This is a genomic window from Pseudomonas oryzihabitans (assembly GCF_006384975.1).
In the GTDB taxonomy this organism is placed as follows: domain Bacteria; phylum Pseudomonadota; class Gammaproteobacteria; order Pseudomonadales; family Pseudomonadaceae; genus Chryseomonas; species Chryseomonas psychrotolerans_B.
This window is the reverse complement of sequence record NZ_CP021645.1, coordinates 4,336,480-4,357,691: the sequence shown is the minus strand read 5'-3', so window position 1 is coordinate 4,357,691 and position 21,212 is coordinate 4,336,480. Positions and strand designations below refer to the sequence as shown.

21 protein-coding genes are annotated in these 21,212 nt (G+C 66.3%); 12 read left to right on the top strand and 9 right to left on the bottom strand.

Annotated features, from left to right (window positions below; genetic code table 11):
- Positions 1 to 114 precede the first annotated feature (114 nt).
- Both dtd and pip read right to left on the bottom strand, forming a co-directional pair.
- The gene (dtd, locus tag CCZ28_RS19585; RefSeq protein WP_140220479.1) at positions 115 to 552 is read right to left on the bottom strand and encodes a D-aminoacyl-tRNA deacylase; all 438 of its coding nucleotides are present in this window, start codon (positions 550 to 552) and stop codon (positions 115 to 117) included.
- On the bottom strand, positions 549 to 1,514 hold the full coding sequence (gene pip, locus CCZ28_RS19580) for a prolyl aminopeptidase (RefSeq protein WP_140220478.1): 966 nt from the start codon (positions 1,512 to 1,514) through the stop codon (positions 549 to 551). Before pip ends, dtd begins: the two co-directional genes overlap by 4 nt.
- Before the next feature lie 127 nt (positions 1,515 to 1,641).
- Between pip and CCZ28_RS19575 the strand changes: the two genes are divergently transcribed.
- Entirely contained in the window at positions 1,642 to 2,448 is an 807-nt protein-coding gene (locus tag CCZ28_RS19575) for a hypothetical protein (RefSeq protein ID WP_140220477.1), read from the top strand.
- Positions 2,449 to 2,464: 16 nt separating this feature from the next.
- Here CCZ28_RS19575 and CCZ28_RS19570 read toward each other — a convergent pair whose 3' ends face one another.
- The 7 genes from CCZ28_RS19570 to CCZ28_RS19540 form a co-directional block, all read right to left on the bottom strand.
- The gene (locus tag CCZ28_RS19570) at positions 2,465 to 2,959 is read right to left on the bottom strand and encodes a YbhB/YbcL family Raf kinase inhibitor-like protein (RefSeq protein WP_140220476.1); all 495 of its coding nucleotides are present in this window, start codon (positions 2,957 to 2,959) and stop codon (positions 2,465 to 2,467) included.
- A gap of 16 nt (positions 2,960 to 2,975) precedes the next feature.
- Entirely contained in the window at positions 2,976 to 3,539 is a 564-nt protein-coding gene (locus CCZ28_RS19565; protein ID WP_140220475.1) for a lipocalin family protein, read from the bottom strand.
- Entirely contained in the window at positions 3,536 to 3,790 is a 255-nt protein-coding gene (locus CCZ28_RS19560; protein ID WP_058764974.1) for a hypothetical protein, read from the bottom strand. The genes CCZ28_RS19565 and CCZ28_RS19560 overlap by 4 nt, the downstream gene beginning before the upstream one ends.
- A gap of 63 nt (positions 3,791 to 3,853) precedes the next feature.
- Positions 3,854 to 5,767 (bottom strand): arginine decarboxylase, encoded by a 1,914-nt coding sequence (gene speA / locus CCZ28_RS19555; protein WP_140220474.1) that lies wholly within the window; start codon positions 5,765 to 5,767, stop codon positions 3,854 to 3,856.
- A gap of 85 nt (positions 5,768 to 5,852) precedes the next feature.
- Positions 5,853 to 6,197 carry a translation initiation factor Sui1 gene (locus CCZ28_RS19550; RefSeq protein ID WP_140220473.1) on the bottom strand — a complete coding sequence of 115 codons (345 nt, stop codon included), beginning with the start codon at positions 6,195 to 6,197 and terminating at the stop codon, positions 5,853 to 5,855.
- Between the two features lie 158 nt (positions 6,198 to 6,355).
- Positions 6,356 to 6,907, bottom strand: coding sequence for an NUDIX hydrolase (locus CCZ28_RS19545; RefSeq protein ID WP_140220472.1), 552 nt, complete (start codon positions 6,905 to 6,907; stop codon positions 6,356 to 6,358).
- Complete coding sequence (locus CCZ28_RS19540; protein WP_240795184.1) at positions 6,907 to 7,929, bottom strand: DUF2333 family protein; 1,023 nt, start codon at positions 7,927 to 7,929, stop codon at positions 6,907 to 6,909. Before CCZ28_RS19540 ends, CCZ28_RS19545 begins: the two co-directional genes overlap by 1 nt.
- Positions 7,930 to 8,189: 260 nt before the next feature.
- Between CCZ28_RS19540 and CCZ28_RS19535 the strand changes: the two genes are divergently transcribed.
- The 11 genes from CCZ28_RS19535 (at position 8,190) to purD (ending at position 21,184) form a co-directional block, all read left to right on the top strand.
- Positions 8,190 to 9,809: a GGDEF domain-containing response regulator gene (locus CCZ28_RS19535; RefSeq protein WP_140220470.1), complete on the top strand. Its 1,620-nt coding sequence runs from the start codon at positions 8,190 to 8,192 to the stop codon at positions 9,807 to 9,809.
- A 56-nt stretch (positions 9,810 to 9,865) separates the two neighbouring features.
- On the top strand, positions 9,866 to 11,629 hold the full coding sequence (gene dsbD / locus CCZ28_RS19530; protein ID WP_140220469.1) for a protein-disulfide reductase DsbD: 1,764 nt from the start codon (positions 9,866 to 9,868) through the stop codon (positions 11,627 to 11,629).
- A gap of 116 nt (positions 11,630 to 11,745) precedes the next feature.
- Positions 11,746 to 12,192 carry a type II 3-dehydroquinate dehydratase gene (aroQ, locus tag CCZ28_RS19525; RefSeq protein ID WP_058777378.1) on the top strand — a complete coding sequence of 149 codons (447 nt, stop codon included), beginning with the start codon at positions 11,746 to 11,748 and terminating at the stop codon, positions 12,190 to 12,192.
- A 55-nt stretch (positions 12,193 to 12,247) separates the two neighbouring features.
- A complete protein-coding gene (accB, locus tag CCZ28_RS19520) occupies positions 12,248 to 12,712 on the top strand; it encodes an acetyl-CoA carboxylase biotin carboxyl carrier protein (protein WP_058764986.1) in 465 nt (154 codons plus the stop codon).
- A 16-nt stretch (positions 12,713 to 12,728) separates the two neighbouring features.
- Positions 12,729 to 14,075, top strand: coding sequence for an acetyl-CoA carboxylase biotin carboxylase subunit (gene accC, locus CCZ28_RS19515; RefSeq protein WP_140220468.1), 1,347 nt, complete (start codon positions 12,729 to 12,731; stop codon positions 14,073 to 14,075).
- Positions 14,076 to 14,299: 224 nt separating this feature from the next.
- Complete coding sequence (gene prmA, locus CCZ28_RS19510) at positions 14,300 to 15,175, top strand: 50S ribosomal protein L11 methyltransferase (RefSeq protein ID WP_140220467.1); 876 nt, start codon at positions 14,300 to 14,302, stop codon at positions 15,173 to 15,175.
- A gap of 110 nt (positions 15,176 to 15,285) precedes the next feature.
- Complete coding sequence (locus tag CCZ28_RS19505) at positions 15,286 to 16,686, top strand: DUF3426 domain-containing protein (RefSeq protein WP_140220466.1); 1,401 nt, start codon at positions 15,286 to 15,288, stop codon at positions 16,684 to 16,686.
- A 156-nt stretch (positions 16,687 to 16,842) separates the two neighbouring features.
- Positions 16,843 to 17,835 (top strand): tRNA dihydrouridine synthase DusB, encoded by a 993-nt coding sequence (gene dusB / locus CCZ28_RS19500; RefSeq protein ID WP_140220465.1) that lies wholly within the window; start codon positions 16,843 to 16,845, stop codon positions 17,833 to 17,835.
- Positions 17,832 to 18,152, top strand: coding sequence for a DNA-binding transcriptional regulator Fis (gene fis / locus CCZ28_RS19495; RefSeq protein ID WP_058764995.1), 321 nt, complete (start codon positions 17,832 to 17,834; stop codon positions 18,150 to 18,152). The genes dusB and fis overlap by 4 nt, the downstream gene beginning before the upstream one ends.
- A gap of 66 nt (positions 18,153 to 18,218) precedes the next feature.
- Positions 18,219 to 19,811 carry a bifunctional phosphoribosylaminoimidazolecarboxamide formyltransferase/IMP cyclohydrolase gene (purH, locus tag CCZ28_RS19490; RefSeq protein ID WP_140220464.1) on the top strand — a complete coding sequence of 531 codons (1,593 nt, stop codon included), beginning with the start codon at positions 18,219 to 18,221 and terminating at the stop codon, positions 19,809 to 19,811.
- Positions 19,812 to 19,900: 89 nt separating this feature from the next.
- Complete coding sequence (gene purD, locus CCZ28_RS19485) at positions 19,901 to 21,184, top strand: phosphoribosylamine--glycine ligase (protein WP_140220463.1); 1,284 nt, start codon at positions 19,901 to 19,903, stop codon at positions 21,182 to 21,184.
- Positions 21,185 to 21,212: the final 28 nt, after the last annotated feature.

Genomic DNA, 21,212 nt, shown 5'->3' with positions numbered 1-21,212 from the left:
GATAGGCAGTGGTCCGACTCCCCCTGAGAGCAATGATTCCCCGGTTGGACGACCGTTCAAACTCGAACTGCGCAATCATAGACACTTGGCAGGGCGCTGTAAGGGGCGCCCTCACTAAATCGACAATAAAAATGTCACGGGCCCATCGTTGATCAGGGAAACCTGCATATCGGCACCGAAGCGGCCGGTCTGAACCTCGGGATGCAGGTCGCGAGCGAGGCTCACCAGGTGCCCGAACAGGCGCTCGCCCTGGGCGGGTGGCGCGGCGGTGGAAAAGCTCGGCCGCCGCCCACTGCGAGTATCGGCGGCTAGGGTGAACTGGGACACCAGCAGCAGACCGCCGCCAACATCCTGCAGCGACAGGTTCATGCGCTGCTCGCCATCGGCGAACACCCGGTACTCCAGCAGGCGCTTGAGTATCCGGGCACAGGCTGCTTCGTCATCCTGCGGCTCGATACCGACGAACACCAGCAGGCCGGGGCCGATGGCGCCGACCGTGGCACCCTCGACTTCGACACTGGCGCGGGTGACCCGCTGCAGCAGCGCCTTCACTCGGCCTCCTGGGGCAGGTCGAGCAACTGCCGGGCGATCTGGTCGGTCGCGCGCACCAGGGCATCGCAGATACCGGGTTCGCTCGCCGCATGGCCGGCATCGCGGATGATCTGCAACTCGCTGCCGGGCCAGGCCTGGTGCAGGGCCCAGGCGTTGTCCAGCGGACAGACCATGTCGTAGCGACCATGGATGATCACGGCCGGGATATGGGCGATCTTCGGCATGTCACGCAACAGCTGGTCCGGCTCGAGGAAGGCGTCGTTCACGAAGTAATGGCATTCGATGCGGGCGATGGCCAGGGCATGTTCGCTGAACTTCTCCAAGACATCGGGATTGGGCCTCAGCGTGGCGGTACGGCCCTCCCAGCAGGACCAGGCGCGGGCGGCGGACATCTGCGCCAGCTCGTCCGGCCCGGTCAGGCGCCGGTAGTAGGCGTTGATCAGGTCGTCGCGCTCCTCTTCGGCGATGGGGTGCAGGTAGTCCTGCCAGAAGTCGGGGAAGAGCCGGCTCGCCCCCTCCTGGTAGAACCAGTGCAGATCCACCGGGCGGCAGAGAAAGATGCCGCGCAGGATCATCGCGCGGACGCGCTCGGGATGGCGCTGGGCATAGGCCAGCGCCAGGGTCGAGCCCCAGGAGCCGCCGAACAGTACCCACTGTTCGATGCCCAGGTGCTCGCGCAGCCGCTCGATGTCCTCGACCAACTGCCAGGTGGTGTTGTTTTCCAGGCTGGCATAGGGCGTGGAGCGACCACAGCCGCGCTGGTCGAAGGTGACGATGCGGTAGAGATTGGGATCGAAGAAGCGCCGGCTGAGGCGATCGCATCCGGAACCCGGCCCACCGTGGATGAACAATACCGGCAGGCCGTCGGGCGAGCCGCTCTCATCGGCGTAGAGCACGTGGGGCGCCTCCACGGCCAGCTCGTGGCGGGCGTAAGGCTTGATTTCCGGATACAGATTCAACATATCACGCTCCACAGGCAGGTCTGCCCCTTCATCATAGACCTGCACCTTACCGGGTTTCTATGCCGCCTGGACTTGCCTCGCATCGGCTCGCACCGCACCATCTCCCTGATCGCCGGAGGAGCCCGCCATGTCCCGTTCCACCCTGCAGTTGTTGCTGATCGACCCCCAGAACGACTTCTGTGATCTGCCGGGGGCCGCCCTGCCAGTGCCCGGCGCGGTCGCCGGCCTGCAGCGCGTCGCCGGCCTGATCGAGCGCCTCGGCGCGCGACTCGACCAGATTCATGTGACGCTGGATTCGCACCAGCCGCTGCACATCGCCCACCCGCACTGGTGGCAGGACGCCACGGGCCAGCCGCCGGCGCCCTTCACCCAGATAGGCGCCGACGAGGTGGCCAGTGGGCGCTGGCAAACCCGCGATCCAGCCGAACGGGCCCGCGGCCTGGCTTATGTGCAGGCCTTGGAAGCGGGCGGGCGCTATCGGCTGGTGATCTGGCCGGAGCATTGCCTGGTCGGTGGCTGGGGACATGGTGTGCAGCAGGACGTGCACCAGGCCCTCAACGCCTGGGGCCGCACTCACGGGCGGCTGGTGGACTTCGTCGCCAAGGGCGGCAATCCCCATACCGAGCACTATTCGGCGCTACGTGCCGAGGTGCCGGATCCAAAGGATCCCAAGACCTCGGTGGATGCCGGACTGATCGCGCGGCTGGCGCAGGCCGGTACGCTGCTGGTCGCTGGCGAAGCCCTGTCGCACTGCGTGGCCAGCACCCTGCGCGACCTGCTGGGTTTCTGGCCGGCGAGTCGGCACCAGGATGTGGTGCTGCTGACCGATTGCAGTCATTCGGTGCCCGGCTTCGAAGCCCAGGGCACTGCCTTCCTGGACGAGATGCGCGCCGCTGGCGTTCGCCTGGCGACCTCGACGGACGAGCTCTACTAGCCCGCCCGTCAGGGGTTCACTTGATCTCGTAGAGTCCGGTATAGGTCGCCGCGGCCAGTTGATTGAGGTGGATCATGAAGCGGCCGACCGCATTGGTCGCTTCCGCCGGCACCGGCAGGTGTTCGACCTTGAGCGCATGCAGCTGGAAAATATAGCGGTGCGGCTTGTCACCCTTGGGTGGCGCCGCGCCGCCGAAGCCGCGGGTGCCGTAGTCGTTGATCAGTTGCAGGGCACCAGCCGGCAGGCCCGAACCATCGGCGCGGCCGGCGTTTTCCGCGAGGCCCTGGGTGGTCACCGGAAGGTTGACCACCACCCAGTGCCAGAAACCGCTACCGGTGGGGGCATCGGGATCGTAGACGGTCAGCGCCAGACTCTTGGTGTCGGCCGGCAGATCGGACCACTGCAAGGCAGGTGAGATGTTCTCGCCGTGGGCGCCGAAATCGGCGACGTCGAATTCGTGGCGCTTGGGCATGAAGCCTTGGTCGGCGAAGGCGTCGGTCCAGAGTTTCACGGGCGGTCTCCTGGGCTCAGGGCATGTTGGCGTCGGTCTCGCGCCAGACGAGACGGTTCAGGTCGTAGCCTTTCTCGCGCGCGATGCGCAGCAGCTTTTCACGCTCTGCCGCGGAAAGCTCGGGCTTGCGGGCCAGCACCCAGAGGTACTTGCGATCCGGACTGCCGACCAGGGCGGTCTTGTAGTCGTCATCGACATAGAGGATCCAGTACGGACCCTTGGCGATATTGGGCAGCACGCCGCTGAACCAGGTGTCGAAGCGCACGTCCAGGCGATCGGTCACGCCGGGTTTGATCGGTGTCGCGGTGCCGGTGGCTTCTTCGACCTTGCCATCCAGGGTGCGACAACGATTGAACACCGCCACCTTGCCATCGGCCATGACGTGGTAGTTGGCCTCGGACTGGGCGCAGTTGCGCTGGAAGAACATCGGCAGCCGGGCGATCTCGTACCAGTGGCCCTGGTAGCGCTGCAAATCGACGTTGCCTGCCGTGAGCGGCGGTACCGGCTTCGGGCCACTGGCGCAGGCCGCGAGCAGACCCGCGGCGCCGACCAGCAGCAACAATTTGGTAGAGGTTTTCATCGCAGACCCTGCCCGGCGAACATCGCCACCTTGTCATTGAGATACTGCACGCTGATGAAGGAACCGCGATCCCCCCAGGTACAGGTCGTGACGCCCAGGGCACCCGCACATTCGGTAGGCGCGCCCAGGATATGCTCCACTTCAGCCTTGGTCTGCCCGGCCTTGAGCCGGGAATAGTTCTCCTGGGTGACCTTGCCACAGGCAACCAAGGCCAGGCTGCCTGCCAGAAGAAGCGCCATGCGCAGCTTCATACCTTTTTCCTCCATCCTGACGGCAAGGCTATAGAGCCCACCCAGCCGTCAGGGTTCGCTTCGTCAGCCCGCCAGGTAGGAAGAACGGGTCAGGCCCAGGCGCATGGCATCGAGGAACTGGGTGCGCTCGCGGGCGGTGAGACGGGCGCCGGCGACCTTGTCGCGGTAGTAGGTCATCAGCTCCTCGGGCGAGAGGTGCACGTACCTGAGCATGTCCTCGATGGTGTCGTGGGTCTCGATCCCCCCGTGGCGCACGCTGCCATCGGCATCCTGATAGACGTTCACCGAGTCGGTGTCGCCGAACAGGTTGTGCATGTCGCCGAGAATCTCCTGGTAGGCCCCTACCAGGAACACCGCCAGCAGATAGTCCTCGCCTTCGCGCACCTCGTGCACCGGCAGGCTGGTCTCGATGCTCTGCTCGTCGACGTACTGCTTGATCTTGCCATCGGAGTCGCAGGTCAGGTCCTGCAGCACGGCGCGCCGCACCGGCTCTTCGTCCAACCGGGTCAGGGGCACGATGGGCAGGATCTGGTCGATGGCCCAGGTGTCGGGCAGGCTCTGGAACACCGAGAAGTTGCAGATGTACTTGTCGGCCAGCTTGTCGTTGAGTTCGTCCAGCACCTGGCGATGGGAGCGCTGGCGGGCCTTGAGCTGGTTGTAGAGGCGGCGGCAGATGGCGAAATAGCACTGCTCGGCCAGCGCCTTGTCGCTCAGACTCAGGGTGCCGGCGGCATACTGGGCGGCGGCCTCGCTGACGTACTGGGTGGCGCGCCAGTAGGTTTCGGTGACCATCTCCGGATCGGTGTCGCCGAGCAGCTCGGCCAACCACTGCACCACCTCGGCCTTGCCCTCGAAGCGCTCCATGGTGGGCACGGTATCGTTGTGGCGCTCGACGTCGGTGACCTGCATCACCAGCATGGCGTGGTGGGCGGTCATGGCCCGGCCACTTTCGGAGAAGATGTTCGGATGCGGCAGCTCCTGCTGGTCGCAGAACTCCTTGAGCATCCCGACCACGGTACTGGCGTAGTCGTCCATGTCGTAGTTGATGGAGCTGGCGTTGCGCGAGTGGGTACCGTCGTAGTCCACGCCCAGGCCACCCCCGACATCGATGTGATCCAGCGGCAGCCCCAGGGCGCGCAGCTCGGCGTAGTAGCGGATGGCTTCGCGGAAGCCCTGGCGGTAGTCGGCCAGGTTAGCGATCTGCGAGCCCATGTGGAAGTGCAGCAGGCGCACGCCCTGCTCCAGGCCGGCGGCGCGGAAGCGCTCGATCACCGACAGCAGCTGGGCGGCGGAGAGCCCGAACTTGGACTTTTCGCCACCGGTATCGGCCCACTTGCTCGACGCCAGGGACGACAACCGGACCCGCAGGCCGACCTGGGGCGTGACCTTGAGCTCGGCCGCCTCCTCGATCACCAGCTGGACCTCGGATTCCTTCTCGATGACGATGAAGACGCTATGGCCGAGCTTCTGGCCCATCAAGGCCAGGCGGATGAATTCGCGGTCCTTGTAGCCGTTGCAGACGATGGTGCCGCCCTTGGGCGCCAGGGCCAGCACCGCCATCAGCTCGGGCTTGGAGCCGGCTTCCAGGCCGATGGAGACATCGCGGGTGGCGATGATGTTTTCCACCACCGCTTCCTGCTGGTTGACCTTGATCGGATAGAGCGCGGTATAGCGCCCCTGGTAGTCGAGTCGCTCGATGTTGCGATCAAAGGCACCGGTCAGATGACGCACCTGGCCCTGCAGGATATCGGGGAAGCGGACCAGCAGCGGCAAGGACAGCCCCGCCTCGCGCAACTGGCCGACCAGGACGTGCAGGTCGATGGCTTGACCGTCCGGGCCATGGGGCCGGACTTCCACGTTGCCAGCGTCACTGATGGCGAAATAGCCAGCGCCCCAGTGGCGAATACCGTAGACACTGCGGCTGTCCGCCACGGTCCACTGGCTGCCATCGTCTTTGCGCGTGCGTCGTGGGGACATTCGCGGGAATCTCCTGTAAGGAATCTTGCTTGGATGGACCGCCGGCAGGGGCGGTAAGTTGTACGCAGGGGCCCGAAGGTACGGCCTAGCCGCCTGCGCGCTTGGTCTTGAAGCCGCGCTTTTCGAGTTCGCCGACCAGCAGGTCGACGTGATCACCCTGGATCTCGATGACGCCATCCTTGAGTGCGCCGCCGGTTCCGCAGCGGCGCTTGAGCACGCTGGCCAGCTCCTTGAGCTCATCACCCGTCAATGGCACGCCGGTGACAGTGGTCACCGTCTTGCCACCACGCCCCTTGGTCTCGCGCCGGACCCGGGCGATGCCATCGCCAGCCGGTGCCGGAGCCTGCGGCTCTTCCGGGCGGATGCGACCGACATCGGTGGAGTACACCAGCCGGCTGAGGTCCGACAGGGATGCGGTTTTCTTGCTCATGGGGCGGTCCTCCCAGCTTGGGGACAGGCGTCGGGCATCAGGCGTAGGGCGCCTGGAGGAAACCTTGGATGCAGCGCCAGCCGACACGAGCCGCGCTATTCCGGGGCCGCGCAATGTAGCAGCATCGCCGCCGGATGCTAAGGGACGAATGCGAGAAATTAAGGCAAGGATGCGACATCGTCGCGCCCGACGACCAGCCGCAGTGCCTCAAGGGAATCGGGGCAGTACGGCAGGGCACGAGCCTGCTGCAGAACGACCGCGGGCGGCAGGAAGCGCGCCTCCAGCACCTCTTCCGGCTGCAAGCGCAAGGGGCCGTCCCAACACGCGCTGAATACCCCGCCCCAGAGCCGGTTGCCCGGCTCCTCGTAATAGAAGGTGCCATGCTCGCGCAGCGGTACGCCGCTCACGCCCAGCTCTTCGGCCAACTCCCGCGCCGCCGACTCGGCATAGCTCTCCCCCGGCGCCACCATGCCGCCGGCCGCCACGTCCCAGTAACCCGGATAGAGTGCCTTGCTCAAGGTGCGCCTATGCACGCACAACGCTCCGGCGGTATTGAACAGCAGGATGAAGGTACAGCGACCGATCAGGCCGCGGGCGCGCAACTCGGCCCGAGGCAGGTTGCCCTGCTCGCGATCCTCGCGATCCACCCAGACCACGAGTTCGCGATCCGACGCGGCACGATGCGCCGCTTCCCGGTCGCTGATCGCCATCAGCCCTGCTCCAGCAACTGGCGCAGGTCGATGATGGCGGCATTGGCGCGGGAGATGTAGTTGGCGATCACCAGCGAATGGTTGGCCAGGATGCCGAAGCCGCTCCCATTGAGGATCATCGGACTCCAGACCGGCTGCTGCGCCGCTTCCAGTTCGCGGATGATCTCGCGCACGTTCACCGTGGCGTTCTTCTTCGCCAGGGTGTCGGCGAAATCCACCTCGATGGCGCGCAGGATGTGCGACAGCGCCCAGGCCTGACCGCGGGCCTCGTAGAAGACGTTATCGATCTGCAGCCAGGGCGTCTCGACGCGCTGCTCGTGCACCTCCGGCACCTGGCCGGCAGGAATGTCCTGATTCGGCCTTACCTCGGCGTCGAGGCGTACCCGACCGACGCTGGCGGAGAGTCGCTGGGACAGCGAACCCAAACGGGTCTCGACGTCACCCAGCCAGTTGCGCAGGTTGTCGGCGCGCGAATAGAAGTAGGCGGTGGGTTGCCCCTGGACGTTCTGGCCACCGAGGCGGGCGAGATAGCGGTCCAGCGAGGCGATGCCGGCGCGGTATTCCGACTCGGACGAGGGCATGGCCCAGCTGTGGTTGTCGAAGTTGAAGCGCGGTTCGGCCTGGGCCAGGTCGACGTCCTCGGTGGACTGCGACTGGGAGCGGGCGAAGTCCTTGCGCAAGGCGCGGGCCAGGTCACGGGTCTGCACCAGCACGCCATATTCCCAGGAGGGCATGTCGTCGAGCCAGACGCCCGGCGGCATGATGTCGTTGGACAGGTAGCCACCCGGCTTGTCGAGCAGGGTGGAGGCCACCTGCTTGAGCGTCTCGACGGTGGTGTAGCCAAGCACCAGCTTGCGCCCGCTGGCCGCGGCCGCTTCCTGGGCATGTTGCTGTACCGGGAAGAAATCCGGCTCGCGACTCCAGTACCAGCCGAGCGCCAAGGTGACCAGCAGATAGAGAGCCACCAGCACCGCTACCAGCCGGAGCCAACCCGACTTCACATTCCACGACCGCATGAACATTTCCTTGCGTGATTTCAAAAGGGTTTGCGCTTGGACTCCTGGCAAGGGCGCCGGTTGCGCCGGGATTTCCAGGAAAAGGCCCAAGGCCGCGTCAGCCGCCACCTTCCAGACTAGAGCAGCAAGCGACGAACGCTACTCCAGAAGCGACCGGCAGTGTCCGTCCCCGCGGCATTGCCGCCGCTAACCAGGGTACCGCCTCCCCCCTGCCAGTCAGCAATTGGTAGCATAGGGCCACCACCTCCAGAATGACGGATCATTTCGTGAGCGAGCATGACGACCCGAATCGAGACCGCCTCAAGCTGCACTTCGCCCAGCGGGTCATTCATCAATCGCGTCAGGTCCTGGAGATCTGGCAGCGGCTGCAACGAAACGAGTGGAATGCCAGCAGCCTCGCCGAACTGACCGACGCCAACGCGCGTCTGCTGCAATACGCCAAGCGCTTCGAGCAGCAGGGGCATGCCGACCTCGCCGAAGCCATAGGCGGTACCCTGGCCCAGGTGGTCGCCAACCGGGGCCGGCTCAACAGTCAGGCCATCACCGAACTCAGCCAGGCCATGCAGAGCCTGTCGCACACCGGCCTGCGCCAGGGCGATCAACTGGAAACCACCAGTCTGCCGCCGCTGCGCAAGCCGATCTACATCGCCTTGCTCGATATCGAGCGCGCCGAACGACTGGCGCAGCAGATGGAATATTTCGGCGTCATCATCCAGATCAGCCGCGATACCGATGAATTCCGTCTGATGATGGACAGCCGTCACCCCGCAGTGATCGTCATGGATGTGGACTTCGGTGGCACGGGCGCCGGCATCCAGCTGGCCCTGGAGGCCCAGGTCGGCCTGGAGCGCAAGCTGCCGGTGCTGTTCTACAGCCATCAGGAAGCCGATACGCCGTTTCGCCTGGCGGCGGTACGGGCCGGCGGTCAGGAGTTCTACACCGGTACCCTGGATTCGGCGCGCCTGCTGGAGAAGATCGAAACCCTCACCCGCACCGTCTATTACGACCCAATCCGCGCCCTGGTGGTGGACGACTCCCGCGCCCAGGCCATGGCCACGGAAATGGCGCTCAACAGTGCCGGTATCGTCACCCGTACCCTGATGCAACCGGGCGCGGTCATGGCCCACCTGGCCGAATTCGCCCCCGACCTGATCATCCTCGACATGTACATGCCCGAGTGCATCGGGACCGAGTTGGCCAAGGTCATCCGCCAGCACGAGCGCTATGTCAGCGTGCCCATCATCTATCTGTCGGCCGAGGACGATCTCGACAAGCAGCTGGATGCCATGAGCGAAGGCGGCGACGACTTCCTCACCAAGCCGATCAAGCCGCGCCACCTGATCGCCACCGTGCGCACCCGCGCCGCTCGCGCCCGCAGCCTCCAGGCCCGCATCGTCCAGGACAGCCTCACCGGTCTGTACAACCACACCCACACCCTGCAATTGCTCGAAGACGCCTGCTTCCGCGCCCGGCGCACCCAGCGACCGATCACCTTCGCCATGCTCGACATCGACCATTTCAAGCAGGTCAACGACCACTATGGCCATCCCATGGGCGATCGGGTGATCAAGAGCCTGGCGCTGTTTCTCAAGCAGCGGCTGCGCAAGTCCGACCACATCGGCCGCTACGGCGGCGAAGAATTCGCCGTGGTGCTGCCCGATACCGATCTGGTCACCGCCACCCGGCTGATCGACGAAATCCGCCAGCGCTTCGCCGAGATCTGCTTTCCCGCCCCGCCCAAGGAACTCAGCTGCACCTTCAGCGCGGGCTTGGCGCAGTTGCAACCCGACCAGGAGATTACGCTGCTGGCCAAGCAGGCGGACGAAGCGCTCTACAGTGCCAAACGGGCCGGGCGCAACTGCGTACGCCAGTACGGCCAGGACTAGCCGGACGCTGCTGGCACCTCTGCTATGATCGGCCGCTGCCGACCGTTGAGAAGCCCATGCGTGTCCTGCTGCTCCTGCTCACCCTCCTGCTGACCCTGCCCGCCGCGGCCGGCCTGTTCGATGCGCCGCGGCCGGCCGCCGACCTGGGGCTGAACGGCCAGCGCTCCAGCCAGGCCTTCCTGCCGGTGGACCAGGCCTTTCGCCTGGAGCAGCACCGCGACGCCGAGGGGCACACGGTGGTGCGCTTCACCATCGCCGAAGGCTACTACCTCTATCGCCAGCGCTTCGCCTTCGACGCCACTCCCGGCCTGCTGACCGGCCCGGTACCGCTGCCACCCGGCGAGCCCAAGCACGACGAATGGTTCGGCGACGTCCAGGTCTATCACACCGGAGTGGACATACCCCTGCCCCTGGCTCCCAACCGCGGTGGCCAGATCAAGGTCACCTATCAAGGTTGCGCCGATCGCGGACTCTGCTATCCACCGGAAACCCGCGTCCTGGAGATCGCTGGGGCGACGCCCTCCCCGACGGCCACGCAAGGAGCATCATCCTCCGTCGCCGAGCAGGGTTGGCGCACACGGATCCTGTTCGCCTTTCTCGCCGGACTCGGGCTGACCTTCACACCCTGCGTACTGCCGATGTTGCCCATCGTGTCGGCCGTGGTGCTGGCCGGCAAGGCACGCCCGGGACGTGGCCTGCTGCTGGCGCTGGCCTATGTGGTGCCCATGGCCCTGAGTTTTGCCGCACTGGGCGCGCTCATGGGCGTTTTCGGCGCCAGTCTCAACCTGCAGGCGCAACTGCAATCGCCCTGGGTGCTGATCCCCTTCGCCATGCTGTTCCTGCTGTTCGCCCTGGCCATGTTCGGCCTCTTCGAACTGCGCCTGCCGGGCGCCTTGCGTGATCGCCTGGAACACCTGGCCAGCGGTACCCGCGGCGGCTCGGTCGGCGGCGCCGCTGTGTTGGGCGTGCTGTCCAGCCTGATCGTCTCGCCCTGCGTGTCCGCGCCCCTGGCAGGGCTGCTGCTCTATATCAGCAGCACTGCCGATTGGCTGGGTGGGGGGCTTGCCCTCTTCGCCCTCGGCCTGGGCATGGGTACCCCGCTGATCCTGGTCGCAGCGGGCGGCGGGGCGCTGTTGCCGCGCAGTGGCGCCTGGCTGGTGGGCATGCGCAACGCCTTCGGCGTGCTCCTGCTGGCCGTGGCGCTCTGGCTGCTCGAACGCCTGCTGCCGGGGCCCTTGGCGCTGGCCGCCTGGGGTCTGCTGGCCGCCGGTGTCGGTCTCTTCCTCGGCGCCCTGGAATTCGTGCCCAAGCCCCCCCGCCAGCGGCTGTCGCAACTGGCCGGCCTGGCCCTGCTGCTGTACGGCGTGACCTGTGGCATCGGTGCCCTGCGCGGTGCCAGCGATCCACTGCGGCCGCTGGGCGAAGCCCCCGCGCCTTCGGCAACCGCACGCCAGGAAGGCATGCGCACCCTGAGCGATCCGCAGGCCCTGGCCGCCAGTCTCGGCCAGGGTCGTCCGGTGCTGGTCGATGTCTACGCCGACTGGTGCATCAGCTGCAAGCTGCTCGAACGCGAGGTCTTCGATAACCCGGCGGTGCAGGCGCAACTGCGCGATTTCACGCTGATTCGCTTCGATATGACGCAAAGCACCCGGGAACAACGGCAATGGCTGGAACGCCAGGGTCTGTTCGGTCCACCCGCCGTGCTGTTCTACGATCGGCACGGCAAGGAGGGCTATGCGAGTCGTATCGTCGGCGAAATCGACGCCGCTGCCTTTCTTGCCCGGCTGGACCAGGCAAAAAGGCTGATCGCCAGCGACTAAAGAAATTTCGCCCAACGTGCCGGCATTTCCGGCAAACGTCCAGCGACTGGACAGTCACCTCCGGTTACGGCATAGTCCGCGGCCAATCTGGTTGCGAAAACGTGAGGCGAGCGGCTATGGCGCATCTGCTGGTACTGCATGGGCCCAACCTGAATCTGCTGGGCACCCGTGAGCCGGGCGTGTATGGGGCCACTACGCTGGCGCAGATCAACGCCGACCTCGAGTCGCGTGCCAACGCCGCCGGGCATCGCCTGCAATACCTGCAAAGCAATGCCGAGCACCTGCTGATCGAACGCATCCACGCCGCGCGCGACGAAGGGGTGGATTTCATCCTGATCAATCCGGCCGCCTTCACCCATACCAGTGTCGCCCTACGTGACGCCTTGCTCGCGGTGAGCATCCCATTCATCGAGGTGCACCTATCCAACGTGCACAAGCGCGAACCCTTCCGCCACCACTCCTACTTTTCCGATGTGGCGGTCGGGGTCATCTGCGGGCTCGGCGCCAGTGGCTACCGCCTGGCGCTGGAAGCCGCCTGCGAACAGCTCGCCAACCGCAGCTGAACGCGACCTGATTCTCTAGAACATCATCAAGAACCCGAGGGGAGAGCCAACGCCAATGGACATCCGTAAAGTCAAGAAACTGATCGAGCTGCTGGAAGAGTCCGGTATCGACGAGCTGGAAATCCGCGAAGGCGAAGAATCCGTCCGCATCAGCCGCAACACCGGCCGTGGCCAGGGCATGCAGACCGTCTACGCCGCCGCACCCGCTCCGGTCGCTGCCCCGGCTCCGGCTGCCGCTCCGGCCGCTGCTGCCCCCGCCGCCGAAGCCGCCGCTCCGCAACTGACCGGTAACGTGGCGCGTTCGCCCATGGTCGGCACCTTCTACCGCGCTTCCTCGCCCACCACCCCGCCCTTCGTCGAAGTCGGCCAGCAGGTGAAGAAAGGCGACATCCTGTGCATCGTCGAAGCCATGAAGATGATGAACCACATCGAAGCCGAAGCCAGCGGCACCATCGGCCAGGTGCTGGTCGAGAACGGTCAGCCCGTCGAATTCGACCAGCCGCTGTTCACCATTGTCTAAGCCCGTGGAGCCCACGATGCTGGAAAAAGTCCTGATCGCCAACCGCGGGGAAATCGCCCTGCGCGTGGTGCGTGCCTGCAAGGAGCTGGGCATCAAGACGGTGGCGGTTCACTCCACCGCCGACCGCGAACTGATGCATCTGTCCCTCGCCGACGAATCGGTGTGCATCGGCCCGGCCCCCTCGCCCCAGTCCTACCTGAACATCCCGGCCATCATCAGTGCCGCGGAAGTCACCGGCGCCACCGCCATCCACCCCGGCTACGGCTTCCTCGCCGAGAACGCCGACTTCGCCGAGCAGGTGGAGCAGTCCGGTTTCGCCTTCGTCGGCCCCACCGCCGACGTGATTCGCCTGATGGGCGACAAGGTGTCCGCCAAGAACGCCATGAAGCAGGCCGGCGTCCCCACCGTCCCGGGCTCCGACGGCGCCCTACCGGATGACGAGGCCGAGTGCCTGCGCATCGGCCGCGAAGTCGGCTATCCGGTGATCATCAAGGCCGCCGGTGGCGGTGGTGGTCGCGGCATGCGCGTGGTCGAGGACGAGGCCGAGCTGATCAAGTCGATCAAGCTGACCCAGACCGAAGCCGGTGCCGCCTTCGGCAACTCCATGGTCTACATGGAGAAGTTCCTCGGCAATCCGCGTCACGTGGAAGTCCAGGTGCTCTCCGATGGCCAGGGCAACGCCGTGCACCTCTACGACCGCGACTGCTCGCTGCAGCGTCGCCACCAGAAGGTCATCGAGGAGGCGCCCGCGCCCCAGATCGACGAAAAGGCCCGTGAAGAAGTCCTGGCGCGCTGCGTCAAGGCCTGCATCGACATCGGCTACCGCGGCGCCGGCACCTTCGAATTCCTCTACGAAGACGGCCGCTTCTATTTCATCGAGATGAACACCCGCGTGCAGGTGGAGCATCCGGTGACCGAGATGATCACTGGCGTCGACATCGTCAAGGAGATGCTCAGCATCGCTGCGGGCAACAAACTGTCGATCAAGCAGGAAGACATCAAGATCACCGGTCACGCCATCGAGTGCCGGATCAACGCCGAAGATCCCAAGACCTTCATGCCCTCCCCGGGCCTGGTCAAGCACTACCATGCACCGGGCGGCAACGGCGTACGGGTGGATTCGCACCTGTACAGCGGCTACAAGGTTCCGCCGAACTACGATTCGTTGATCGCCAAGCTGATCACCTGGGGCAAGACCCGCGACGAGGCCATGGCCCGGATGCGCAACGCCCTGGACGAACTGATCGTCGACGGCATCAAGACCAACGCCGATCTGCACCGGATGCTGACCCGCGACCAGGCCTTCGGCCAGGGTGCGGTGAATATCCACTACTTGGAGAAGAAGCTCGGCATGCGCCACTAAGACGTGACGGCTGCGCGTCGGCCAGGCTGCGTTGGAAATCGCCTGGATCGCCAGCCCGGTCGGAATGCCCATTTACCCTAGGTGAAATGGGCTTCCTCGGCGATTTCCGCCTTGCCTGACCTAGCTCGCTCGTCCCGCCGGCTTCTTACCCAAAAGACGGGCTGCCCTCGGGCAGCCCGTTTTCATTTACCCTCCCCGCTTTGACCCGATTCAGGTAGCCCACCATGTCCTGGCTGCAAGTCCGCCTCGCCCTCACCCCCGCCCAGGCGGAAACCTACGAAGACCTCATGCTCGAACTGGGCGCCGTCTCGGTGACCTTCATGGATGCCGAGGACCAGCCGATCTTCGAGCCGGATCTCGGCACCACCCCGCTGTGGTCCCAGACCCACCTGCTGGCCCTGTTCGAAGGCGACACCGACGCCACGGCCCTGGAGCAGCGCGTGCAGCTGCTGGCCAACGGCCTGACCTACGAGGTGGAGCGCCTGGAAGACCAGGAATGGGAACGCAGCTGGATGGACAACTTCCAGCCCATGCGTTTCGGCCAGCGGCTGTGGATCGTGCCCAGCTGGCACGAGGCGCCGGAGCCGGACGCGGTCAATCTGCTGCTGGACCCGGGCCTGGCCTTCGGCACCGGCACCCATCCCACCACCTCGCTCTGTCTGCAGTGGCTGGACGGTGAGCCGGTCGAAGGTCGGCAGGTACTGGACTTCGGCTGCGGCTCGGGGATTCTCGCCATCGCCGCCCTGCTGCTGGGCGCCGAGCGCGCGGTGGGTACCGATATCGACGTCCAAGCCCTGGAAGCCTCGCGGGAGAATGCCAACCGCAACGGCATCGATCCGGCGCGCTTCCCCCTCTATCTGCCCGCCGACCTGCCGGCGGAGCCGGCCGACGTGGTGGTGGCCAACATCCTCGCCGGTCCGCTGGTCGGCCTGGCCGAGCAGATCACCCGCCTCACCCGCATCGGCGGACGCCTGGCCCTCTCCGGCATCCTCGCCGAACAGGCCGAGGACGTCCGTGCCGCCTACGCCGGCTGCTTCGACCTGGAGCCAACCGCCACCCTGGACGGCTGGGTGCGCATCAGCGGTACCCGCCGCCGCTAAGCCGTTGTCCCACCGCCGAGCCGCTCACCCGGCGGCCTGGCGGAGGCGCTTCTTTCGCCAGGGCCTTCGGGTACACTAGCGCGCTTAAATTCCCTGGCTGTCGCCTCGCCATGACCGATTCTCTCGTCGCCCAGTGCCCGCATTGCCACACTCGCTTCCGCGTCACCCAAGAACATCTGGCCGCTGCGGACGGTGACGTGAGGTGCGGCGTCTGCCTGGAAGTGTTCAACGCCACCAACCAGGCAGCGCCCCTGACCGCGCCGGAAGCGACACCCGCCACCGCGGCGACACCCGCGCCAACGGCAGCACCGTCTCCCCGCGAAGCCAACTGGCCGCACGACGAACTCGACCTGAGCCATCTGGAACTGGACGCCGAGGTCGCCCGCCTGGGTGCGCTGGAGGAGCAACGCCGGACGCCTCCGGCCGCGCCAGCACCCGCATCCGCATCCGCCGTGACGACACCGCAGGAAGAGCCCGCGCCTGAGCCAGGCCTGGCCGCGCGGCGCCCGCAGGACGACGAAGAGCTGCTCGAACTGCCCGCCCTAGGTGCCGTCACCGCCGAGCGGGAGCCCGAACCGGAACCCCTGGGCCTGCACGCGGAGCCCGAACGACTGCCCGCAGACGAACCCTCGCTCGAAACCGCTCGCGAAACCGAGTCCCGGCGCGAACCCGCCGTGGAACCCGCGCCAACCGCCGAGCCGGCAGCACTCGCCACGCCCCGCGCTCCGTTGCGCCCCGCGCCCGCCCCACCGCCTGCCCCCCTGACCGCGCCGCCGCACGAACGCCAGGAGCCGGCGCTCGGACGGGTCGATGCCGACGAAGATGACCGGGCCGAACCCGGACTGGGGCGGCTGGACGACTGGCAGGAGCCCACCGTCGAGCCGCTCAGCGCCGATCGCGACGGCGAAGATGACAGCGTGACAGCCAAGCCGGCGGCCGCCCTGCGTAGCGAGCCGGAATGGCAGGACGACCCCCTGGTCGATCTGCACGACGAGCCCTTGCAGCTGGATACGCGCCGCGAACGGCCGCGCTGGGGCCGGCGTCTGCTGTGGATGCTGCTGTGCCTGCTGGCGCTGCTCGGCCTGGCCGGCCAGTACGTCTACTACCACTTCGACGAACTGGCGCGTCAGGACGACTATCGACCGCTGTTCGTCCAGGCCTGCGCCAACCTCGGCTGCAAGGTACCCTCCAGGGTCGATGTCTCGCAGATCCGCAGCAGCAACCTGGTGGTGCGCAGCCATCCGCAATTCTCCGGCGCCCTGCGCGTCGACGCCATCCTCTACAACCGGGCGCCCTTTTCGCAGCCCTTTCCGTTGCTCGAATTGCGCTTCGCCGACCTCAATGGCCAGTTGATCGCCAGTCGCCGCTTCAAGCCGAGCGAATACCTGAGCGGCGAACTCAAGGGCCAGGACGAGATGCCGCCGCAGACACCGATCCACATCGCCCTGGACATCCTCGACCCCGGTCCGCGGGCGGTGAACTACAGCCTGAGCTTCTTCTCGCCGGAGTGAGCCCAGGGGCGAATTGCTCATAAACTAGCCAACTCGCGCTTTATCCCGAGGCGGCGAGCGGGTATCATTCCCAACCCTTTTCAAGCACAGCAGCCCCTGTCCGCGGCCGGTTCCCGGCGCAGGCGGAACAGGCGCCTATTCGCCAGGGAAAAAGATATGTCGATGGTACGCATCGGCCCTTATACCTTGCCCAATCCGCTGATCCTCGCGCCCATGGCCGGGGTCACCGACCTGCCCTTCCGTCGACTGTGCCTGGCACTCGGCGCAGGCATGGCCGTGTCGGAAATGGTGACCAGCGACGTGCGGCTCTACGACAGCCGCAAATCGCGGCTGCGCCTGATCCACGCCAGCGAGCAGGAGCCGCGCTCGGTGCAGATCGCCGGGGGCGATCCGGCGATGCTGGCCGAAGCGGCCCAGCGCAACGTCGAACTGGGTGCCCAGATCATCGACATCAACATGGGCTGCCCGGCCAAGAAGGTCTGCAACAAGGCCGCCGGCTCGGCGCTGATGAAGGATGAGGCCCTGGTGGCCGAGATCCTCGCCGCCGTGGTGGCCGCGGTGGACGTGCCGGTGACGCTGAAGATCCGCACCGGCTGGAACCCCGAGAATCGCAACGGCCTGCGCATCGCGCAGCTGGCCGAAGCTGCCGGCATCCAGGCCCTGGCCGTGCATGGCCGGACCCGGGACGATAGATTCCTCGGCACGGCCGAGTACGACACCATCGCCGCCATCAAGCAGGCGGTCGGCATCCCGGTGTTCGCCAATGGCGACATCGACAGCCCGGAAAAGGCCCGCGCGGTGCTCGAGCATACCCGTTGCGACGGCCTGCTGATCGGCCGCGCGGCCCAGGGCCGCCCCTGGATCTTCCGCGAGATCGCCCACTACCTGGCGACCGGCGAACACCTGCCGCCCCCTAGTGACGCCGAAGTAGCAGCCATCCTGCTGGAGCATTTGGACGCCCTGCACGCCTTCTATGGCCCGGAAATGGGTGTCCGCATCGCCCGCAAGCATGTCGGCTGGTACCTCGCCGACCGTTCCGGCGCAGCGGAATCGCGCGCCCAGTTCAACCGACTGCAAGACACCCAGGCGCAGCACGCCAGTATTCGGGCGTTCTTCGCGCAGCCCCCGATCGGGAAGCAGGTGGCATGAATTCGATGACCGAGACCTCTTTGACTGGAATAGCGCCCGTGAGCGACAACGGCGATCTCAAGCAGCATCTGACCGCACCCCTGCAGGAGGGCCAGACGCTGCGCGACAGCGTGGAAAAGGCGCTGCGCAACTACTTCGCCCATCTCGATGGGCAGCCGGTGACCGACGTCTACAACATGGTGCTCTGCGAAGTGGAAGCACCGCTGCTCGAAAGCGTGATGAATTACGTCAAGGGCAACCAGACCAAGGCCTCGGAAATGCTCGGGCTCAATCGCGGCACCCTGCGCAAGAAGCTCAAGCAGTACGACCTGCTCTGATCCGCCTCCTCGCCGACGGGCCAGGGGGCCCGGCCGGCGGCCTCTCTTCTCCTGATGGACATGACCATGACCGACCAGACCTCTCGCCTCCCCGTCCGCCGTGCGCTGATCAGCGTGTCCGACAAGACGGGCGTCGTCGACTTCGCCCGTGAACTCGCGGCCATCGGCGTGGAAATCCTGTCCACCGGCGGCACCTACAAGCTCCTGCGCGACGAAGGCATCCCCGCTGTGGAAGTCGCCGACTACACCGGCTTTCCGGAAATGATGGACGGCCGGGTCAAGACCCTGCATCCCAAGATCCATGGCGGCATCCTCGGCCGGCGCGGCGTCGACCATGAGGTGATGAGCGAGCACGGCATCCGTCCCATCGACCTGGTCGCGGTCAACCTCTACCCCTTCGCCGCCACCGTGGCCAAGCCCGGTTGCAGCCTGGCCGATGCCATCGAGAACATCGACATCGGCGGTCCGACCATGGTCCGCAGCGCGGCCAAGAACCACAAGGACGTCACCATCGTGGTCAATGCCAGCGACTACGAGGCCATCATCGACGACCTCAAGGCCGGCGGCCTGACCTACGCCCAGCGTTTCGACCTGGCGCTCAAGGCCTTCGAGCACACCGCCGCCTACGACGGCATGATCGCCAACTACCTGGGCAGCATCGACCAGCAGGCCGAGACCCTGTCCACCGAGGGCCGCGCCGCCTTCCCGCGCACCTTCAGCGCCCAGTTCATCAAGGCGCAGGACATGCGCTATGGCGAGAACCCCCACCAGCAGGCGGCCTTCTACGTCGAGCACGCCAGCGAAGCCTGCGTGGCCACCGCCGTCCAGTTGCAGGGCAAGGAACTGTCCTTCAACAACGTCGCCGACACCGACGCCGCCCTGGAAACCGTGAAGAGCTACGCGGAGCCGGCCTGCGTCATCGTCAAGCACGCCAACCCCTGTGGCGTGGCCGTGGCCGGCGACCTCCGCCAGGCCTACGAGCTGGCTTATGCCACCGACAGCGAATCGGCCTTCGGCGGCATCATCGCCTTCAACCGCGAACTGGACGCCGAGACCGCCCGTGCCATCGTCGAGCGTCAGTTCGTCGAGGTGATCATCGCCCCGCGCGTCAGCGCCGAAGCCCGTGAGGTCGTCGCCGCCAAGGCCAACGTCCGTCTGCTGGAGTGCGGCGAGTGGCCCGCCGAGCGCAAGCCCGGCCTGGATCTCAAGCGCGTCAACGGTGGCCTGCTGGTGCAGAGCCGCGATATCGCCATGATCACCGCCGCCGACCTCAAGGTGGTGACCCATCGCGCGCCCAGCGAGCAGGAGCTGCGGGATCTGATCTTCGCCTGGAAGGTGGCCAAGTTCGTCAAATCCAACGCCATCGTCTACGCCAAGGGCCAGCAGACCGTGGGCATCGGCGCCGGCCAGATGAGCCGCGTCAACTCGGCGCGCATCGCCGCCATCAAGGCCGAGCACGCCGGTCTCGCCGTGGCCGGTGCGGTCATGGCCTCGGACGCCTTCTTCCCCTTCCGTGACGGTATCGACAACGCCGCGGCCAACGGCATCACCGCGGTGATCCAGCCGGGCGGCTCCATGCGCGATGCCGAAGTCATCGCCGCCGCCGACGAAGCGGGCATCGCCATGGTCTTCACCGGCATGCGCCACTTCCGCCACTAAGGCCCGCCGCGGCGAGGGCCAGGGGGTCTTCGCCGTCGATCCCACTTTGCATGGCGGATGCTCCTGGCATCCGCCCAGAGGAAAGCCTCATGAACGTACTCATCATCGGCAGCGGTGGTCGTGAACACGCCCTGGCCTGGAAGGTCGCCCAGGACACCCGGGTCACCAAGGTCTATGTCGCTCCGGGCAACGCCGGCACCGCCACCGAAGCCAAGTGCGAGAACGTCGCCCTCGACGTCCTGGCCCTGGAGCAACTGGCCGACTTCGCCGCGGCCAACGTCGAGCTGACCATCGTCGGCCCCGAGGCGCCGCTGGTGGCCGGGGTGGTCGACCTGTTCCGTAGTCGCGGTCTGCCCTGCTTCGGCCCTACCGCCGGCGCCGCGCAACTGGAAGGCTCCAAGGCCTTCACCAAGGATTTTCTGGCGCGCCACAACATCCCCACCGCCGCCTACGCCAACTTCACCGAGGTGGAGCCGGCCCTGGCCTATCTGCGCGAGCAGGGTGCGCCCATCGTCATCAAGGCCGACGGCCTGGCCGCCGGCAAGGGGGTGATCGTCGCCATGACCCTCGCCGAAGCCGAGGACGCGGTACGTGACATGCTCTCCGGCAATGCTTTCGGCGATGCCGGTGCGCGGGTGGTGATCGAGGAATTCCTCGACGGCGAGGAAGCCAGCTTCATCGTCATGGTCGATGGCCAGAACGTGCTGCCCATGGCCACCAGCCAGGACCACAAGCGCGTCGGCGATGGCGACAGCGGCCCCAACACCGGCGGCATGGGTGCCTACTCCCCGGCGCCGGTGGTCACTCCCGACATCCACGCGCGGGTCATGCGCGAGATCATCGAGCCCACCGTGGCCGGCATGGCCAGCGAAGGCAACGTCTACACCGGTTTCCTCTACGCCGGCCTGATGATCGACAAGAGCGGCGCGCCCAAGGTCATCGAATTCAACTGCCGCTTCGGCGATCCCGAGACCCAGCCGGTCATGCTGCGCCTGCAATCCAGCCTGGTATTGCTGGTGGAAGCCGCCCTGGCCGAGGCGCTGGACAAGATCGAAGCCTGCTGGGATCCGCGGCCGAGCCTGGGCATCGTCCTGGCGGCCGGTGGCTACCCGGGCGACTACGCCAAGGGCGACGCCATCGCCGGTCTCGACGCTGCCGCCGCCTTGCCGGGCAAGGTGTTCCATGCCGGCACCGCACTGCGCGATGGTCAGGTGGTAACCGCCGGCGGTCGGGTGCTGTGCGCCACGGCATTGGGTGATACGGTTTCCGCTGCCCAGCAGAACGCCTATGCCCTGGCTCACGAAATTTCCTGGAATGGCTGTTTCTTCCGTAGCGACATCGGCTACCGTGCCATCGCCCGCGAACGACAGTGACGTTCGCCCAGGATCAGGCCGCCCTGAC